The 15,298-nt window shown below is 72.9% G+C and carries 15 protein-coding genes; 9 read left to right on the top strand and 6 right to left on the bottom strand.

Features of this window, described 5'->3' with window-relative positions:
• Positions 1-10: 10 nt before the first annotated feature.
• Positions 11-1,462, bottom strand: a complete 1,452-nt coding sequence (locus tag ACWDX7_RS05745; RefSeq protein WP_451488243.1) for a DUF6421 family protein — start codon at positions 1,460-1,462, stop codon at positions 11-13.
• 411 nt (positions 1,463-1,873) lie between these two features.
• On the opposite strand from ACWDX7_RS05745, the gene ACWDX7_RS05740 reads away from it, so the two are divergent.
• Positions 1,874-2,557 carry a glycerophosphodiester phosphodiesterase gene (locus ACWDX7_RS05740; protein WP_451488242.1) on the top strand — a complete coding sequence of 228 codons (684 nt, stop codon included), beginning with the start codon at positions 1,874-1,876 and terminating at the stop codon, positions 2,555-2,557.
• A 43-nt stretch (positions 2,558-2,600) separates the two neighbouring features.
• Here ACWDX7_RS05740 and ACWDX7_RS05735 read toward each other — a convergent pair whose 3' ends face one another.
• Entirely contained in the window at positions 2,601-3,149 is a 549-nt protein-coding gene (locus ACWDX7_RS05735) for a GNAT family N-acetyltransferase (protein ID WP_451488241.1), read from the bottom strand.
• A 145-nt stretch (positions 3,150-3,294) separates the two neighbouring features.
• Between ACWDX7_RS05735 and ACWDX7_RS05730 the strand changes: the two genes are divergently transcribed.
• The 4 genes from ACWDX7_RS05730 to ACWDX7_RS05715 all read left to right on the top strand — a co-directional run bounded on the left by ACWDX7_RS05730 (position 3,295) and on the right by ACWDX7_RS05715 (position 6,497).
• Entirely contained in the window at positions 3,295-3,855 is a 561-nt protein-coding gene (locus ACWDX7_RS05730; RefSeq protein ID WP_451488240.1) for a DUF5134 domain-containing protein, read from the top strand.
• Positions 3,856-3,936: 81 nt separating this feature from the next.
• Complete coding sequence (locus tag ACWDX7_RS05725; RefSeq protein WP_451488239.1) at positions 3,937-4,875, top strand: M56 family metallopeptidase; 939 nt, start codon at positions 3,937-3,939, stop codon at positions 4,873-4,875.
• A gap of 101 nt (positions 4,876-4,976) precedes the next feature.
• Positions 4,977-5,660 (top strand): phosphatase PAP2 family protein, encoded by a 684-nt coding sequence (locus ACWDX7_RS05720; RefSeq protein WP_451488238.1) that lies wholly within the window; start codon positions 4,977-4,979, stop codon positions 5,658-5,660.
• Between the two features lie 198 nt (positions 5,661-5,858).
• Positions 5,859-6,497: a TetR/AcrR family transcriptional regulator gene (locus ACWDX7_RS05715; RefSeq protein WP_451488237.1), complete on the top strand. Its 639-nt coding sequence runs from the start codon at positions 5,859-5,861 to the stop codon at positions 6,495-6,497.
• 45 nt (positions 6,498-6,542) lie between these two features.
• Here ACWDX7_RS05715 and ACWDX7_RS05710 read toward each other — a convergent pair whose 3' ends face one another.
• Complete coding sequence (locus ACWDX7_RS05710; protein ID WP_451488236.1) at positions 6,543-8,048, bottom strand: LVIVD repeat-containing protein; 1,506 nt, start codon at positions 8,046-8,048, stop codon at positions 6,543-6,545.
• A gap of 54 nt (positions 8,049-8,102) precedes the next feature.
• Between ACWDX7_RS05710 and ACWDX7_RS05705 the strand changes: the two genes are divergently transcribed.
• The 3 genes from ACWDX7_RS05705 (at position 8,103) to ACWDX7_RS05695 (ending at position 10,894) form a co-directional block, all read left to right on the top strand.
• On the top strand, positions 8,103-8,762 hold the full coding sequence (locus ACWDX7_RS05705) for a DUF305 domain-containing protein (RefSeq protein WP_451488235.1): 660 nt from the start codon (positions 8,103-8,105) through the stop codon (positions 8,760-8,762).
• 53 nt (positions 8,763-8,815) lie between these two features.
• Positions 8,816-10,174, top strand: coding sequence for an FAD-dependent oxidoreductase (locus tag ACWDX7_RS05700; protein WP_451488234.1), 1,359 nt, complete (start codon positions 8,816-8,818; stop codon positions 10,172-10,174).
• Positions 10,175-10,285: 111 nt separating this feature from the next.
• The gene (locus ACWDX7_RS05695) at positions 10,286-10,894 is read left to right on the top strand and encodes an NIPSNAP family protein (RefSeq protein WP_451488233.1); all 609 of its coding nucleotides are present in this window, start codon (positions 10,286-10,288) and stop codon (positions 10,892-10,894) included.
• 47 nt (positions 10,895-10,941) lie between these two features.
• On the opposite strand, the gene ACWDX7_RS05690 is transcribed toward ACWDX7_RS05695, so the two are convergent.
• The 3 genes from ACWDX7_RS05690 to ACWDX7_RS05680 all read right to left on the bottom strand — a co-directional run bounded on the left by ACWDX7_RS05690 (position 10,942) and on the right by ACWDX7_RS05680 (position 13,984).
• Positions 10,942-11,289, bottom strand: a complete 348-nt coding sequence (locus ACWDX7_RS05690; RefSeq protein ID WP_451488232.1) for an ArsR/SmtB family transcription factor — start codon at positions 11,287-11,289, stop codon at positions 10,942-10,944.
• Positions 11,290-11,418: 129 nt separating this feature from the next.
• On the bottom strand, positions 11,419-12,519 hold the full coding sequence (locus tag ACWDX7_RS05685) for an NADH:flavin oxidoreductase/NADH oxidase (RefSeq protein ID WP_451488231.1): 1,101 nt from the start codon (positions 12,517-12,519) through the stop codon (positions 11,419-11,421).
• Positions 12,520-12,598: 79 nt separating this feature from the next.
• Positions 12,599-13,984 (bottom strand): wax ester/triacylglycerol synthase domain-containing protein, encoded by a 1,386-nt coding sequence (locus tag ACWDX7_RS05680; protein WP_451488230.1) that lies wholly within the window; start codon positions 13,982-13,984, stop codon positions 12,599-12,601.
• A 221-nt stretch (positions 13,985-14,205) separates the two neighbouring features.
• On the opposite strand from ACWDX7_RS05680, the gene ACWDX7_RS05675 reads away from it, so the two are divergent.
• Positions 14,206-15,297, top strand: coding sequence for a WD40/YVTN/BNR-like repeat-containing protein (locus tag ACWDX7_RS05675; RefSeq protein WP_451488229.1), 1,092 nt, complete (start codon positions 14,206-14,208; stop codon positions 15,295-15,297).
• The last annotated feature ends 1 nt before the right edge of the window (position 15,298 follow it).

Raw genomic sequence — 15,298 nt, 5'->3', positions numbered from 1 at the left:
GGGCGAGTGCTCACGCGGCGACTCGCGCGGCGTTTCCGGCCTTCTCGGCGTTGTCGGCGCTCTTCGCGTCCTCCGCGTGCTGAGCGTTCCGGGCGGTGATGCCCTTGGTCGAGGCGATTACACCCTTGAGCTTCTTGGCGAGGGCCTCATAGAACATGCTGAGCGGAAACTCGTCCGGAAGCACGTCGTCCACGAGCTTGCGCGGCGGCTGGTCGAGGTCGAGGGCGTCGGGGCCCTTGGCCCAGCGGGATCCCGGGTGCGGTGCGAGGTACTCGGCGACCAGCTCGTAGGCCTTGAACCAGTGGACGAGCTTCGGGCGGTCGATGCCGGCCCGGTAGAGGTCCTCGATCTCGGCGCACAGCTGGTTGGTGACCTGCGGGGCACGCATCCAGTCGATGTGCAGCTTGTTGTCCGTCCACCGCACGACGTCGTGCTTGTGGAGGTACGCGAAGAGCAGCTGTCCGCCGAGCCCGTCGTAGTTGCGGTTGCGGTCGCCGGACACCGGGAAGCGGAACATCCGGTCGAAGAGGACGGCGTACTGCACGTCGCGGCCGTGTTCGTTGCCCTCGGACTCCAGCTTCACGGCCTCCTTGAAGGCGGTGAGGTCGCAGCGCAGCTCCTCCAGGCCGTACATCCAGAACGGCTGGCGCTGCTTGATCATGAAGGGGTCGAACGGCAGGTCGCCGTGGCTGTGGGTGCGGTCGTGGACCATGTCCCACAGGACGAAGGCCTTCTCGCAGCGCTCCTGGTCGGTGACCATGGCGGCGATGTCGGAGGGCAGCTCGATGCCGAGGATGTCGACGGCGGCCTCGGTGACCTTGCGGAAGCGGGCGGCCTCGCGGTCGCAGAAGATCCCGCCCCAGGTGAAGCGCTCGGGCGCCTCGCGCACCGCGATGGTCTCCGGGAAGAGCACGGCGGAGTGGGTGTCGTAGCCCGCGGTGAAGTCCTCGAAGGTGATGCCGAGGAAGAGCGGGTTGTCGTACCGGGTGCGCTCCAGCTCGGCGAGCCACTCGGGCCACACCATCTTGAGCGCGACGGCCTCCAGATTGCGGTCCGGGTTGCCGTTCTGCGTGTACATGGGGAAGACGACCAGGTGCTGGAGGCCGTCGGCGCGCTGGGCGGCCGGCTGGAAGGCCAGCAGGGAGTCCAGGAAGTCCGGCACACCGAAGCCGTCTGCGGCCCATTTGCGCAGGTCACCGACGAGCGCCTGGTGGTACGCGGTGGCATGCGGCAGCAGCGGGGAGAGCGTCTCCACGGCGCGGACCACGCGCTCGACGGCGGCCTCGGCGACGGGCCGGGCGGGGGCGCCCTCGGCCTCGAAGTCGATGGAACCGTCCTTGGCCTGCCAGGGGCGGATCTCCTCCACGGCGGCCTTGAGCTCGGGCCACGCCGGGTGGTCGACCACCCGCGCTCCGGCGGTTATCACGGCGCCGCCAGTACCCGGCACAAGAGTTTCCGTCATGTCACTTCCTCCACAGGAGAACCTCACGTCAAGGCAGCGTATGCATGGGAGGCTCTTCCGTTCAAGTGGTAACTCGGGAAATTATCCTGCACGACCCCCAGCTTCACCGAAATTCTTCCCGTTCTTCAGCGCGGAGTCGAAGACTCCGCCCCATCGCCGCCGAAAATCCGACCGGCAGCGCCCCGGCGTCAAGCCGCCGGAGGCGCGCCCACGCCCGGGTGACGCGGCAGGACCACGGCCCCGCGCACGACCCGTGCACGACCCGGGCGGGAAACGGCCACCCGGCGCTTCGCGGGCCCTGCACGGGCGGTCCCATCACATCGACGGCGCACTAGCATGCGCCTCGATCGCGCGGCCGGTCGGGACACCGCGACCGCGCGGCGAGCCGCCGTCGACGGAAGCGAGAGAACCTTGACTTTCCTCACCATCGGTCACCGCGGGGTCATGGGCGTAGAACCGGAGAACACCCTGCGGTCCTTCGTCCGAGCGGAACGTTCCGGCATGGACGTCATCGCACTGGACCTCCGGCTGAGCAAGGACGGCGCCCTCGTCGTCCTGCACGACCCCGACGTGGACCGCACCACCGACGGCTCCGGCGCCGTCGCCGACCTGACCCTGTCCGAGCTGCGCGAGCTGGACGCCGGTCAGGGCGAGCACGTGCCGGTGTTCGAGGAGGCGCTGGAGGCGGTCCGGACGCCGCTGCAGGCGTCGGTGCGCGACACGGCCGCCGCCGCCGTGCTCGCCGAGCTCATCCTGCGCCGTGACCTCACCGCGCGGGTGGAGGTCGCCTCCTTCCACGAGGCGGTGCTCAGCGAGACGTCCCGGCTGGTGCCGGGCATCCGGACCACGCTGTACGCGAGTCCGCACGGAGCGGACGTCGTGGACCGGGCGCTGGCGGCGGGAGCCTCGGCGATCGCCCTGGACATCCGGCGGCTCACGCTGGAGACGGTGGAGTCGGCGCACGCCGCCGGGCTGCGGGTGATCGGCTGGACGGTCAACACCCTGGAGCAGCTGCGCCTGGCGCGGGCCCTCGAACTGGAGGGCGTGACCACCGACTTCCCGGAGATCCGCAGCACGGGCCGCTTCATGGCGTGACGGCGGCCCCCCAGGGGGACGCGGCCGGAAGCTGCCCGGCCCCTCAGGCGGGCTTGAGGGACTTGACGAGCAGCTCGAAGGCCAGGTCGGTACGGAGCGGAATGCCGAAGCGCTCGTCGCCGTAGGGGAAGGGGCTCAGTTCGCCGGTGCGCCGGTAACCGCGGCGCACGTAGTAGGCGATGAGCTCCTCCCGTACGTTCACCACCGTCATCCGCATCTCCTCGGCGCCCCACGTCTCGCGGGCGCGGCGCTCGGCTTCGGCGAGGATCTCCTTGCCGAGGCCGCCGCCCTGGAGGCCGGGGCGGACGGCGAACATCCCGAAGTAGGCGTGGTCACCGCGGTGTTCGAGCTGGCAGCAGGCGACGAGTTCACCGGCGCGCTCGACGACGATCAGGGTGCCGCCGGGGGCGTTGATGATCTGGCGGACCCCGTCCTCGTCGGTGCGCCGGCCTTCCAGGTAGTCCGCCTCCGTGGTCCAGCCGCCCCGGCTGGCGTCCCCCCGGTAGGCCGACTCCACGAGTGCCACCAGCTCCGGCACGTCCGCCTCTACGGCGCTGCGGAAACTGAGGGCGGCAGGGTGGGCGGCCGGCATCGGGGCTCCGTTCTCGCAGGGGCATACGACATGCCCGGTACGTCACCCGAAGAGCCTAACCCGGGCGGCGTGCGGGCGGTCCGGGGCGGGCATCTCTTCCCGTGACCCCGACGAACCGGGAGGTTCCGCCGTGCACGGTCCCGCCATGTCCTTCTCCGCTTCCGTCTCCTCCTGGCTCCTCGTCCTGCTGTGCGCGATGAGCGGCGCGTACTGCCTGGTGCGGGCGGGCAGAGCCGGCCGGGACGCACGGGGCGCGGCGGCGGGCGAGGCGCTGATGGGATTCGGCATGGCGCTGATGGCCGTACCCCCGGGGATCGGCCCGTGGGGGCCCGGGATCCTGGTGGCCGTCTTCTGCGGGGCGGCCGTGCACGCCCTGTGGCTGCTGCGGGGCGGGGCGCACCACGCGCACCATCTGGTCGGCTCGCTGGCCATGGCCTACATGGCGGTGACGGCCGCAACCGCCGGGAGCGGGCACGGGAGCGGCTCCGGGCACGGCGCGGGGACACCGCTGGTCACCGGAATCCTCCTGCTCTACTTCGCGGGGTACGTCCTGCTGGGCGGGGCCCGCCTGGTCACGGCAGGCGGCGGTCCGGGGCAGGCCGCGGCGGTGGCTCCCGGCGGCCCGCCGCCGAGGTCGCCCGAGCTGACGCGCGCGTGCCGACTCGCCATGGGAATGGGGATGTTGGCCATGCTGGTCGGGATGTGACGGCCCGGCCGGACGTGTCCTGCGTCACCAATCGCTCCGGGCCGTACCCGCAGGTAGCCGCGCGCTCATAGGCTGGCGGACATGATGGTCCCCGGCGTTCTCCTGCTGCTCGGCGCCCTGACCGCGGTGCTCGCGCCCCGTCTGCTGGCCCGCGCCCAATGGCCCGAGCGTGAACCCGTCGTCGCCCTGTGGGTCTGGCAGTGCGTGGTGGGCGCGGTACTTCTCTGCCTGGCGCTGTCGATGCTGCTCAGCGCCGCGGCCGGCTGGCATGCCGTGCGCGGCCGGCTCTTCGCCGCCGCCCCGCACGGGGTGGTCGAGGCGTACGCGCTGGGCGCCTCCGGCGGCCCCTGGGCAGTCGGCACGGCGCTCGCGCTGGCGGGCGGCGGCCTGTGGACCGCGGCGATGCTGACGCGTGAGGTGCTCGGGGCGCGGGCCCGGCGGCGCGCGCGGGGCACCGAGATGCTGACGCGGGCCCCGCTGCTGCCCGGGGAGGACCCTTCCGGGACCCGGCTCGTCGTACTGGAGGGGCCGCGGCCGGAGGCCTGGTGGCTGCCGGGTCCGGCCCCGCGGCTGGTCGTCACGACGGCGGCCCTGGGCCGGCTCAAGGGGAGCCAGCTGGATGCCGTACTGGCGCACGAGCAGGGGCACGCGGCGGCCCGCCACGACTGGCTGCTGCACTGCGCACGGGCGTTGGCCGGCGGGTTCCCGCAGGTGCCGGTCTTCGCGGCGTTCGAGGCGCAGATGCACCGGCTGGTGGAGCTGGCCGCCGACGATGTCGCCTCCCGGCGCTTCGGACGGCTGACGATCGCGCTGGCGCTGGTCGGACTGAACGAGGACCGGGGGGTGTTCGGGCCCTGCCCCACGCCGCAGGCACATGTCCCGCAGCGGGTGCGGCGCTTGCTGTCCGCCGCGCCGCGCCTGCCCGCGGTCAGCCGGCTGCGGCTGACGGCGCTCGCCGCGCTCGTTCCGGCGGTGCCGCTGCTGGTGGCGTTCGTACCCGGGCTCAGCGCCCTGGCCTGAGGCCCCGCGGGCGACCCCGGGGCCGGGGGCCGGGCCTGACTTCGCGCCACGGAAGAAGGGCGCCGCGCGGTACGGGAGTCCGCCGGTGCGAGGATCTCCCCATGCGGAACGAACACCTACGAGGAACGGGCGTCGGCTGCGCGCTGCTCGCCGCCGTCCTGACGGCCCTGGTGGTGGCGGGGTGGCGGCCGCTCCTCTCGTACGACGACATGGTCGCCCGGGAGCTGCACGCCCACGCCGTCGCCCATCCGGGCGTCACCGGGCTCATGCGGGTGCTCTCCGACTGGGTGTGGGATCCCTGGACCATGCGGGCTCTGGCCGCCGTCGCCTGCGTATGGCTGTGGCGGCGTGGCGACCGGGACCGGTCCCTGCGGGTGGCGCTGGTCACGGTGGTCGCCTCGGCCGTGCAGCAGGGGGTCAAGGCGGTGACGGGCCGTGAGCGTCCGGTGTGGCCCGACCCGGTGGACTCGGCGCACTACGCGGCCTACCCCTCGGGGCACGCCATGACGGCGGCGGTGGTGTGCGGCCTGCTGCTCTGGCTGCTCCCCCGGCAGCCCTCGGGGCACCGGGACGGTACGGCAGCCGCCGGGCGGTGGACGTGGGCGGTGCGCGGCGCGTGGGCGGCGGCGGCCCTGTCCGTGCTCGGCGTCGGCTTCACCCGGGTCTACCTGGGCGTGCACTGGATGTCGGACGTCATAGCGGGCTGGCTGCTCGGCGTGGCCCTGGTGGCCCTCGCCACGTGCGGGGCCGGCCGCCTCGGCAGGTCCGGCTCCGACACGCGATGAGGTGCGGGCATGCCTGCGGTATGACCGAGTCCGAAGTTGATCTCCCAGGATTCTCCCAGGGCTCGCCATCTGAGCGTCTGAACTGGGCCTGACCTGCTGCGGGCATGCCTGCTCTGGGCGATCCCCCGTGTCACCCAGAGCAGACGGACCCCGCGCGCTGAGTATATTGGCTGAGAGCCAGTCAACGCAGGAGTAAGCATGTCCCCGCGCAGCCCATCGGTCAATGAAGAATTGCGCAGACGTTCCCGCGAGCGGCTGCTCCAGGCCACGGTCGAACTCGTCGCGGAGCGCGGCTTCGAGGCCACCACGCTCGGCGACATCGCCGACCGGGCGGGCACGGCGCGCGGGCTGGTCTCGTACTACTTCCCCGGCAAGCGGCAGCTCCTCCAGTCGGCGGTGCACCGGCTCATGCACCTCACCCTGCAGGCGGCGCTGGAGCGGGAGCCGCGGCGCACCGACGAACACGCCGGGCGCGAGCGCCTCGCCCGCGCCGTGGACGCCATTCTCGGGCTGGCGCGGGACCAGCCGCTGCTGATGCGGACGCACATGGCGGGGATCCTGACGGCCGAGGGCTTCGTGCAGTGCCCCGAACAGCAGCGGCTGGCGGAGCTGTTGCGGGACACGGTCGCCCGGTACGGCTCGGTGGACGTGGACGCGGACTACCCGCTGCTGCGGGCCCTTCTGATGGGCGCCGTGGTGGCCGTTCTGCTGCCGGGCGCCCCGATGCCTCCGGCCCGGCTGCGGGCCGAGCTCTTCCAGCGCTACGGGCTGGACTGGGAGCTCGGCGTCCCGCCGGACGGAGGGCCGCCCGGCGGGACGTTCGGGCTGCAGCACTAGTCGCGGTGCGCCGGTAGCGCTGCGCTGGTGCCCGGTGGGTGGCGGCTAGCGGTACTCGGGCTGGGTCTGCACGTTGAGCCGGTCCATCCACACGCCCCTGGCGCTGTCGGTACGCCAGTCGTCGATCCGCAGCACGTCGAGGCCCTTGGCGATGTCGTTCGAGTAGATGTGCCCGTTGTAGTAGTACGCCGACCAGGAGCCGCCGAGCGCGAGCGCGTCCGTGGTGAGCGGTCCGCGTTCGAAGTAGCCGATCTCCTCGGGCCGGGCGGAGTCGGTGAAGTCCCAGACGGAGACGCCGCCCTGGTACCAGGCCTGCACCATGATGTCGCGGCCGCCGACCGGGATCAGGGAGCCGTTGTGGGCCACGCAGTTCTCGGTGCCGGCCTGGTGGCGCGGGATCTTGTAGTAGCCGCGGAAGACGAGCTTGCGCGCGTCGCCCCTGCCGGTGATGTCGTAGATGCCGTTGGCGCCGCGTTGGGGTCCGGTGGCCTCGTCGCAGGTGGCGCCGACACCGCCGCCGAGCTCGTCGGTGAAGACCACCTTGTCGGCGCGCTCGTTGAAGGTGGCCGAGTGCCAGAAGGCGAAGTTCACGTTGTCCTGCACCCGGTCGATGACCCTCGGCTGCTCCGGCTTGCTGATGTCGAAGATGATCCCGTCGCCCATGCAGGCGCCGGCGGCCAGCTTCCTGGACGGTAGCACGGTGATGTCGTGGCAGCCGGTGGTCTTGGAGACGCCGGGGTTGGCGGGTCCGCCCGGGTTTCCGCCGTCGGGGAAGAGGACCGGGAAGGCGACGACGGCGGCCCGCGTCGGAGCGTTCTTCGGGACCTTGACCACGGAGATGCCGTCGTGCGGCGGCCGGCAGTCGGGGAAGGCCTCGTTGGGGCTGTACGAGGCGACGTAGACGTAGAGGTCGCGGCCCCCCGGAACCAGCGTGTGGGTGTGGGAACCGCAGGCGGTCTCGACGGACTTGATGTACTTCGGGTTGCGCTTGTCCTTGATGTCGAAGATCTTGATCCCTTCCCACGAGGACTTCTCGGTCGCGGGCTGCGAGACGCTGGTGCACGAGTCGTCACTGCGCGAGGAGTCGGTGGAGAGGAAGAGCAGGTCGCCGTGGACGGATATGTCGTTCTGGCCGCCGGGGCACAGGACGCGGCTGACGGTCTTCGGCGCTTTCGGGTTTCCTATGTCGTAGATCGTGAAGCCGTCGTAGCTGCCCGCGTAGGCGTACTTGCCCTGGAAGGCGATGTCGGTGTTGAGGCCGTCCGGGTCGGCGCTGGGGATGTTGGCCAGCGGTTTGACGTTCCGGCTGTGGACGATCTCGTCCTGGCCGGGGATCTCGCCCGCGGCGAGTTCCCGGCCCTGCGGGGAGCTCTGGCCGGACTCGGCGGTGCGGCCGGGCGTTAAGTCGCCCGGGTCGGGGGTCGCGGCCGCGGGTGCGGCCGTCAGCAGCGTGGCGATGAGCCCGGCCGCCGCGGCGGCCGTCCCCAGTCTCCTGTGCCGCACTCGGGTGGTGTGCAACGAGGTCACCGTGCCCTCCGATGGGAGTGACATCGGTTCCGTTCTCGGTGGGAACGGAACCAGGACCCCGGCAGTATCTTCCTCTCCATGGACATGGCAAAAGGGTTAGGCCGAATCCGCTGCGCGGCGGTGGCCGCCGCCCTCCTCCTGATGCTCACCGGCTGCCAGGACGACGGCGCCGATTCCGGCGCCGCGAAAGACGGTGCTTCCGTGGTGATCGCACCCGGCGGCCCGGGCGACGAGGCGCGGAGGCTCTCCCCGGAGCAGGCCGCGAAGGAACGGCCCGACGACACCCCCAACGCGGCGGACCACGCCTACGTACGGGGCATGATCGAGCACCACCGGCAGGCCCTGAGGATGAGCTCCCTCGCTCCCCCGCGGGCCTCGTCGGACGGCGTGAAACGGCTCGCGGAGCGCATCACCGCGGCCCAGCGGCCCGAGATCGCGGCCATGGAGGCGTGGACGGCCCGGCATCCGGCGCCCGCCCCGGCCCCGGCCCAGGGCGGCCACCACCACGGCGGGATGCCGGGCATGGCGACGGAGCAGCAGCTCGAAGAGCTGGCGCGGGCGACGGGGACCGCGTTCGACCGGCTCTTCCTGAAGCTGATGACCGCCCACCACGAAGGCGCCCTGAAGATGGCCTCCGAGGCCCTGGCCGGGGGCAACAACGTGATGGTCGAGGAGATGGCCACCGAGGTCGTGGCCACGCAGAGCGCCGAGATCCACCGGATGCGCGCGATGGGCTGACGGCCGCGGGAGCGGGTGTCATGCTGGGAACCACCTGCGGGAGGAGCTCCGCCGTGCTTCGTGTCGCCGTCGTCGGATCGGGCCCCAGCGGGGTCTACGCCGCCCAGACGCTCGTCGAGCAGCGTGAGGTGCCGGGCCTGCGGGTGGACGTACTGGACCGGCTGCCCGCCCCGTACGGACTCGTGCGGTACGGGGTCGCCCCGGACCACGAGAAGATCAAGTCGCTCCAGGGCAGTCTGCGCACCGTGCTGGAGGACGAGCGGATCCGCTTCATCGGCAACGTCGAGGTGGGCTGCGAGCGGCTGTCCACGGCGCGGCTGCTGGAGCTGTACCACGCGGTGGTGTACTGCGTGGGGGCGGCCCGGGACCGGCTGCTCGGGATCCCCGGTGAGGAACTGGCCGGGGTGCATTCCGCGACCGCTTTCGTGTCCTGGTACAGCGGTCATCCCGACGCGGCGGCCGAGGCCTTCGACCTGCCGGGGGTGGGCTCGGCCGTGGTGGTGGGGGCGGGGAACGTCGCCGTCGACGTGACGCGGATGCTGGCCCGGGGCGTACCGGAGCTCGCGCCGACCGACATGCCGCAGCCCGCGCTCGGCGCACTGGCCGACAGCGGGGTGCGCACGGTGGCGATGGTGGCCAGACGCGGCCCCTCGCAGGGCAAGTTCACCACCAAGGAGCTGCGGGAACTGGGCACACTGCCCGGGGTGGGCACCCTGGTGGACGCGGCGGAACTGGCCATGGACCCCATGTACGCCGACCCGGGCGCCGCGGCCGCGCTGCCCGCGGTGGCGCGCCGGAACCTGGAAGTGCTGCGGGGCTGGGCCCAGCAGGGCCCGGGCGCTCTCCCGCGCCACATCGCCCTGCGGTTTTACTTGCGGCCGGTGGAGGTGCTGGGCGGGCCCGACGGCCGGGCCGCCGCGGTGCGCTTCGAGCGGACCGCCCCCGACGGCCGTGGCGGGGTGAGCGGAACGGGCGTGTACGAGGACATCGAGGCGCAGTTGGTGCTGCGGTCGGTGGGCTATAAGGGCGTGCCCCTGCCCGGCCTGCCCTTCGACCCGGCGACGGGTACGGTCCCGCACGCCGGGGGACGGGTGCTGCGCGCGGGCCGCGCTTCGCCCGGCGAGTACGTGGCGGGCTGGATCAAGCGCGGCCCGACCGGGGTGATCGGCACCAACCGGCCCTGCGCCAAGGAGACCGTGTCCTCGCTGCTCCAGGACGCGGGCGCGCTGGCTTCGCGCGAGCTGCCGGGGGATCCGCTCGACGCCCTGGGGGCGGCGGGTCTGCGCCCGGTGCTGTGGCCCGGCTGGCTCGCCATCGAGTCGGCGGAGGCCGACCTGGGGCGCTCGCTGGGCCGCCGGTCGGTGAAGATCCCGGACTGGCCGGGGCTGCTGGGAGCGGCCGGCGGGGCGTAGGGCGGGTCTTTCGGATCTTGCCGGGCCCGCGCTGCCCGTGGTTCCACCAGGACCGAGTCCGGCCGTTTCCACTGACGGTAGCTGTCAGTGGAGTGGGCCTAGCGTGCCGCCATGACCCTCATCGTCGAACTGCGCCAGTACACCCTGCACCCCGGAGCCCGGGACACCCTGATCGACCTCTTCGAGCGGGAGTTCGTCACCGGGCAGGAGGCCGTCGGCATCACCGTGGGCGGCCGGTTCCGCGACCTGGACGACCCGGACCGCTTCGTTTGGCTGCGCGCCTTCCCCGACATGGCCGCGCGTGCCCGGGCGCTGCACGCCTTCTACTCCGGGCCCGTCTGGCAGGCCCACCGGGACGCCGCCAACGCGACCATGCTCGACTCGGATGACGTACTCCTGCTGCGCGGACCGGGCTTCGCGGCCCCGGGGAGCGCGGGGCCGGTGGTCGCGACCATCTGCCGGCCGCGGGACCCCGGCTTCGCCGACCAGTTCGAGCGGCAGCTGCGCCCGGCCCTGGCCGCCGCCGGGACTCCCGCACTGGCGGTCCACCGGACGGAGCACGCGGAGAACGACTTCCCGGCGCTGCCGGTCCGGACGGGTGAGGACGTCCTGCTCTGGTTCGCGGCGGGAGAGGCAGGGTCGCTGCCGGACCTGTCGGCCCACCTGAAGTCGGCTCCGCAGAGACTGCGGCTGGAGCCCGTAGGGAGCCGGCGCGATTGACGGCCGTCCTGGCACCCGTACCGCTTCCCCGGCGGCCGTCGCGGCCGTCAGCCGGCCAGCCGCCCTTCCTCGGCGGTGGCGGCCGTGAGCACGCTGTCGAGGAGGCCGGGGAAGAGGGCTTCCAGCTCGTCGCGGCGCAGGCCGTTGAGCTTGGTCGTGCCGCGGTAGGTCTGGCGTACGACGCCGCTCTCGCGCAGGACGCGGAAGTGGTGGGTCGTGGTCGATTTGGTGACGGGCAGCTCGAAGTGCGAGCAGGCCAGTTCGGCGTCCGAGCCCGCGAGGTCGCGGACGATGGACAGCCGGACGGGGTCGGAGAGCGCGTGCAGCACTCCCTCCAGGCGGATGTCGCCGGCCTCGGGGTGGGGGAGGGCGCGGGCCGTGTCCCGTTCCGTCATGTCCCTGCTCCAGTCATCCGGCTGCCTGCCGTTCGGCTTGTCCGGGGCCATCGTACGAGAGTCGTCGTAGGAGTGGTGAGTTTGCGCGGGTGCGGCTCGGGCGCGTGGGGCGCCCGGGCCGCACCCTCCTCACCAGGAGCGGTGGTACTGGTCGGGCGTACGGATCTCCGCCCCGAGTTCGGCGGCCGCGCGGCGGGCCCAGTACGGGTCACGCAGCAGCTCACGGCCCAGCAGGACCGCGTCGGCCTCACCGTTGGCGAGGATCTTCTCGGCCTGGGCCGGCTCGGTGATCAGCCCGACGGCGGCCGCGGGCAGCGCGGTCTCGGCCTTGACCCGGGCGGCGAACGGCACCTGGTAGCCCGGGCCCACTGGGATGCTCACCCCGGGGGCGAGGCCGCCGGTGGAGACGTCCAGGAGGTCCACCCCGTGCGCCTGGAGCAGACGGGCCAGCTCGACCGTCTCGTCGGCGCTCCAGCCGTCCCGCTCCAGCCAGTCGGTGGCGGAGATCCGGAAGAACAGCGGCAGTTCATCGGGCCACACCGCCCGTACGGCGTCCACGACTTCGAGGGCGAAGCGGGTCCGGTTCTCGAAGGAGCCGCCGTAGGCGTCGGTACGCTTATTGCTGTGCGGGGAGAGGAACTCGCCGATCAGGTAGCCGTGGGCGCCGTGGATCTCGACGACCTCGTAGCCCGCCGCGAGGGCGCGCTCGGCCGCCGCCGCGAACTGCCCGACGATCTCGCGGATCTCCTCGGCCGTCAGCTCGTGCGGTACCGGGTGGCCCTCGGCGAAGGGTACGGCGCTCGGGGCGCTCGGCTGCCAGCCGTGGGCCTCGGGGCCGACCGGGGCGCCGCCCTTCCAGGGCCGGTCGGTGGCCGCCTTGCGGCCGGCGTGAGCGATCTGGATCGCCGGCACGGTTCCGCGGGCCTTGAGGAAGGAGGTGATCCGGCGCAGCGCCTCGACCTGGGTGTCGTTCCAGATGCCGAGGTCGTAGGGGGAGATCCGGCCCTCGGGGGAGACTGCGGTGGCCTCCTGGATGATCAGGCCGGTGCCGCCGACGGCGCGCGCCGCGTAGTGGGCGAAGTGCCAGTCGTGGGCGACGCCCGCGTTCGGGCCGAAGGCCTCGGCGCTGTACTGGCACATCGCGGCCATCCACACGCGGTTCGGGATGGTGACCGAACGCATGGTCCAGGGGGTGAACAGGGCGGTGAAGCTAGTGGGGGCAGCACTCATCAGGGCTCTCCAGAGGTCACCGGGCGCACCGGGGATCGGCGCTAAGTACGAGATCTACCGTACTACGAAATCCCTCGTACTACGAGACCTCTCGTACAAGCGATTCCAGCTCCGTGCGCAGAGCCCGGGCGAGGGCCTCCACATCCGGGACCGCGGCCGCGTCGGCGACCAGGCCGTAGTGGACCGTGCCCTTGTAGGTGGAGACCGCGACGGCGAGGGACTGGCCGCGGGCGAGCGGCGCGAGCGGGTAGACCTCCCGGACCCGGCTGCCGCCGAGGGAGAAGGTCAGGCCGGGCAGCGGCACGCTGGTGACCAGGATGTCGTAGAGCAGGCGGGCGGCCTGCGCCACGAGCGGGCCGCCGAGCCGGTGGCCGAGCGGGGAGACGTGGTCGGCGAGCAGGGCGACGGCCCCGGCGCCACGAGCGGGTCCGGCGTCCTTGTTGCGGTCCATGGCGATCCGCACGCGGTGCAGGCGGCTCAGCGCGTCCGGTTCGGAGATCGGGAGCCGGAGCAGGTACCCGGAGAGCCGGTTCGCCGCGCCGCCCCCGGGGCCGCGGCGGCGGGAGACCGGGATCAGCGCCCGGGGGCCGGGCCCCGCGGGCGCGCGGTCACCGCGCCCGGCCAGCCAGCGCCGCAGCGCGCCGGCGACCAGGGTGATCAGCACGTCGTTCACGGTGCCGCCGGCGGTCTTGCGGATCAGGTTGACCTCGTCCAGGTCGAGCGCGACGCCCGCGACCGTCCGGGTACCCGCCACGCCGGCGGGGTGGGCGGTGAGCGCATCGGGGACCCCGAGCGGCAGCCCGGCGCGCGCCACGGCCGCGCCGATCTCCAGGGCCTGGCCGACGTCCTGCATCCGGGAGGCCAGGACGCCGGGCAGGCGGCGCAGCGGGGATCCGGCCCGCTGTTCGGGCAGCGCTCGCGCCGCGGGCCGCGGGGGCGGCCCCTCGTCGAAGAGGGCGGCGGCCAGTGCCAGCGCCCCCAGACCGTCGGCGAGGGCGTGGTGGAACTTGAACAGCACCGCGAAGGACCCGGGGTCCGGGCCGGCCAGTACGTGCGCCTCCCACGGCGGAAGGCGCCGGTCCAGCGGCCGGGCCATCAGCGGGCCCGCGGCGGCGGTCAGATCGGCGGCGGCCGGCGCGTCCGCGGCCGATGCCGCGAGCTCTGTGGCGGCCGCCGTCGCCGTCGCCGTATCGGCTGGCCTCGGTACGAGGAAGACGTGCCGTGCCGGGTCGAAATCGGGGTCGGGCGACCAGGCGGCCGCGCCGAACGGCAGCAGCACGTCGTGGATGCGGCGGCGCAGACCCGGCACGGCGGCGCAGCGGGCGGCGAGCAGTTCGGCGGCGTGCTCGGGGGCGCCGGGACCGGTGGCGGTGAAGACCGCGAGGGCGCCGAGGTGCATGGGGTGGGCGGCGGATTCGATCCGCCAGAAGGCGAGGTCGAGCGGGGACAGGTGCTCGGTGGCCACGTAGGTCCTCTCGCATGCGGCAGCAGATAGCTGAAGTAGATCCATTTCGGACACCCTGATGCAAGCAATCAGCATTTACGGAGTGTGAATGATCGGTATCGATCACCTGCTCAGAGCTCCGCGGCGCCCGCCGGGCCCCTGTCGGTGGGTGGGTGCACACTGGCGCAAAGACGCTCGCAAGGAACGCCCTGCAAGGACGACGAAGTCCGGAGGTGCCGGCCATGGCCGAGGTACTGCTGCTGGTGGGAACGCGTAAGGGACTCTGCATCGGACGCCGACGAGGCGATGGCCCGTGGGAGTTCGGCGGGCCCCAGTTCAACGCCCAGGCCGTCTACGCGGTCGCGGTCGACCGGCGGGGACCGGTACCACGGCTGCTGGTCGGCGGGGACAGCTCGCACTGGGGGCCTTCCGTCTTCACTTCCGACGACCTGGGGGCGACCTGGCACGAACCCGCCGCGGCCGCGGTGAGGTTTCCGCAGGACACCGGCGCCTCACTGGAGCGCGTCTGGCAGCTGCAGCCGGCCGGGCCCGAGGCCCCGGACGTGGTCTATGCGGGGACGGAGCCGGCCGCGCTGTTCCGCTCGGCGGACCGCGGCGAGTCCTTCGAGCTGGTCCGCCCCCTGTGGGAGCACCCGAGCCGCAAGAGCTGGATGCCGGGCGGCGGCGGCGAGGCGCTGCACACGATCCTGGCGGACCCGGCGGACCCGGAGGCCGTCACGGTGGCGGTCTCCACCGCCGGAGTGTTCCGGACCAAGGACGGCGGAGCGAGCTGGGCCCCCTCCAACGAGGGCGTCTCGGCGGTCTTCCTGCCCGATCCCCATCCCGAATTCGGCCAGTGCGTGCACAAGATCGCCCGGGACGCCGGGGACCCGGACCGGCTGTACCTGCAGAACCACTGGGGTGTCTACCGCAGTGACGACGCGGGGGCCCGCTGGACGGACATCGGCGACGGGCTGCCCTCGGACTTCGGCTTCGCCGTGGCCGCCCACCCCCACCGGCCGGACACCGCGTACGTCTTCCCGCTCAACGCGGACTCCGACCGGGTCCCGGCCGAGCACCGGTGCCGCGTCTTCCGCACCCAGGACGCGGGCGCGAGCTGGGAGCCCCTGACGCGGGGGCTGCCGGCCGAGGACCACTACGGCACGGTGCTGCGGGACGCCCTGTGCACGGACGACGCGGATCCGGCGGGGGTCTACTTCGGCAACCGCAACGGCGAGTTGTACGCCAGCCACGACGACGGGGACAGCTGGCAGCTGCTGGCCGAGCACCTGCCGGACGTCCTGTGCGTGCGGGCGGCGGTGCTGAGCCGGTAGG

It is taken from the genome of Streptomyces sp. NPDC003034 (genome assembly GCF_053591375.1).
This window is presented reverse-complemented; position numbering and strand designations above follow the sequence as displayed.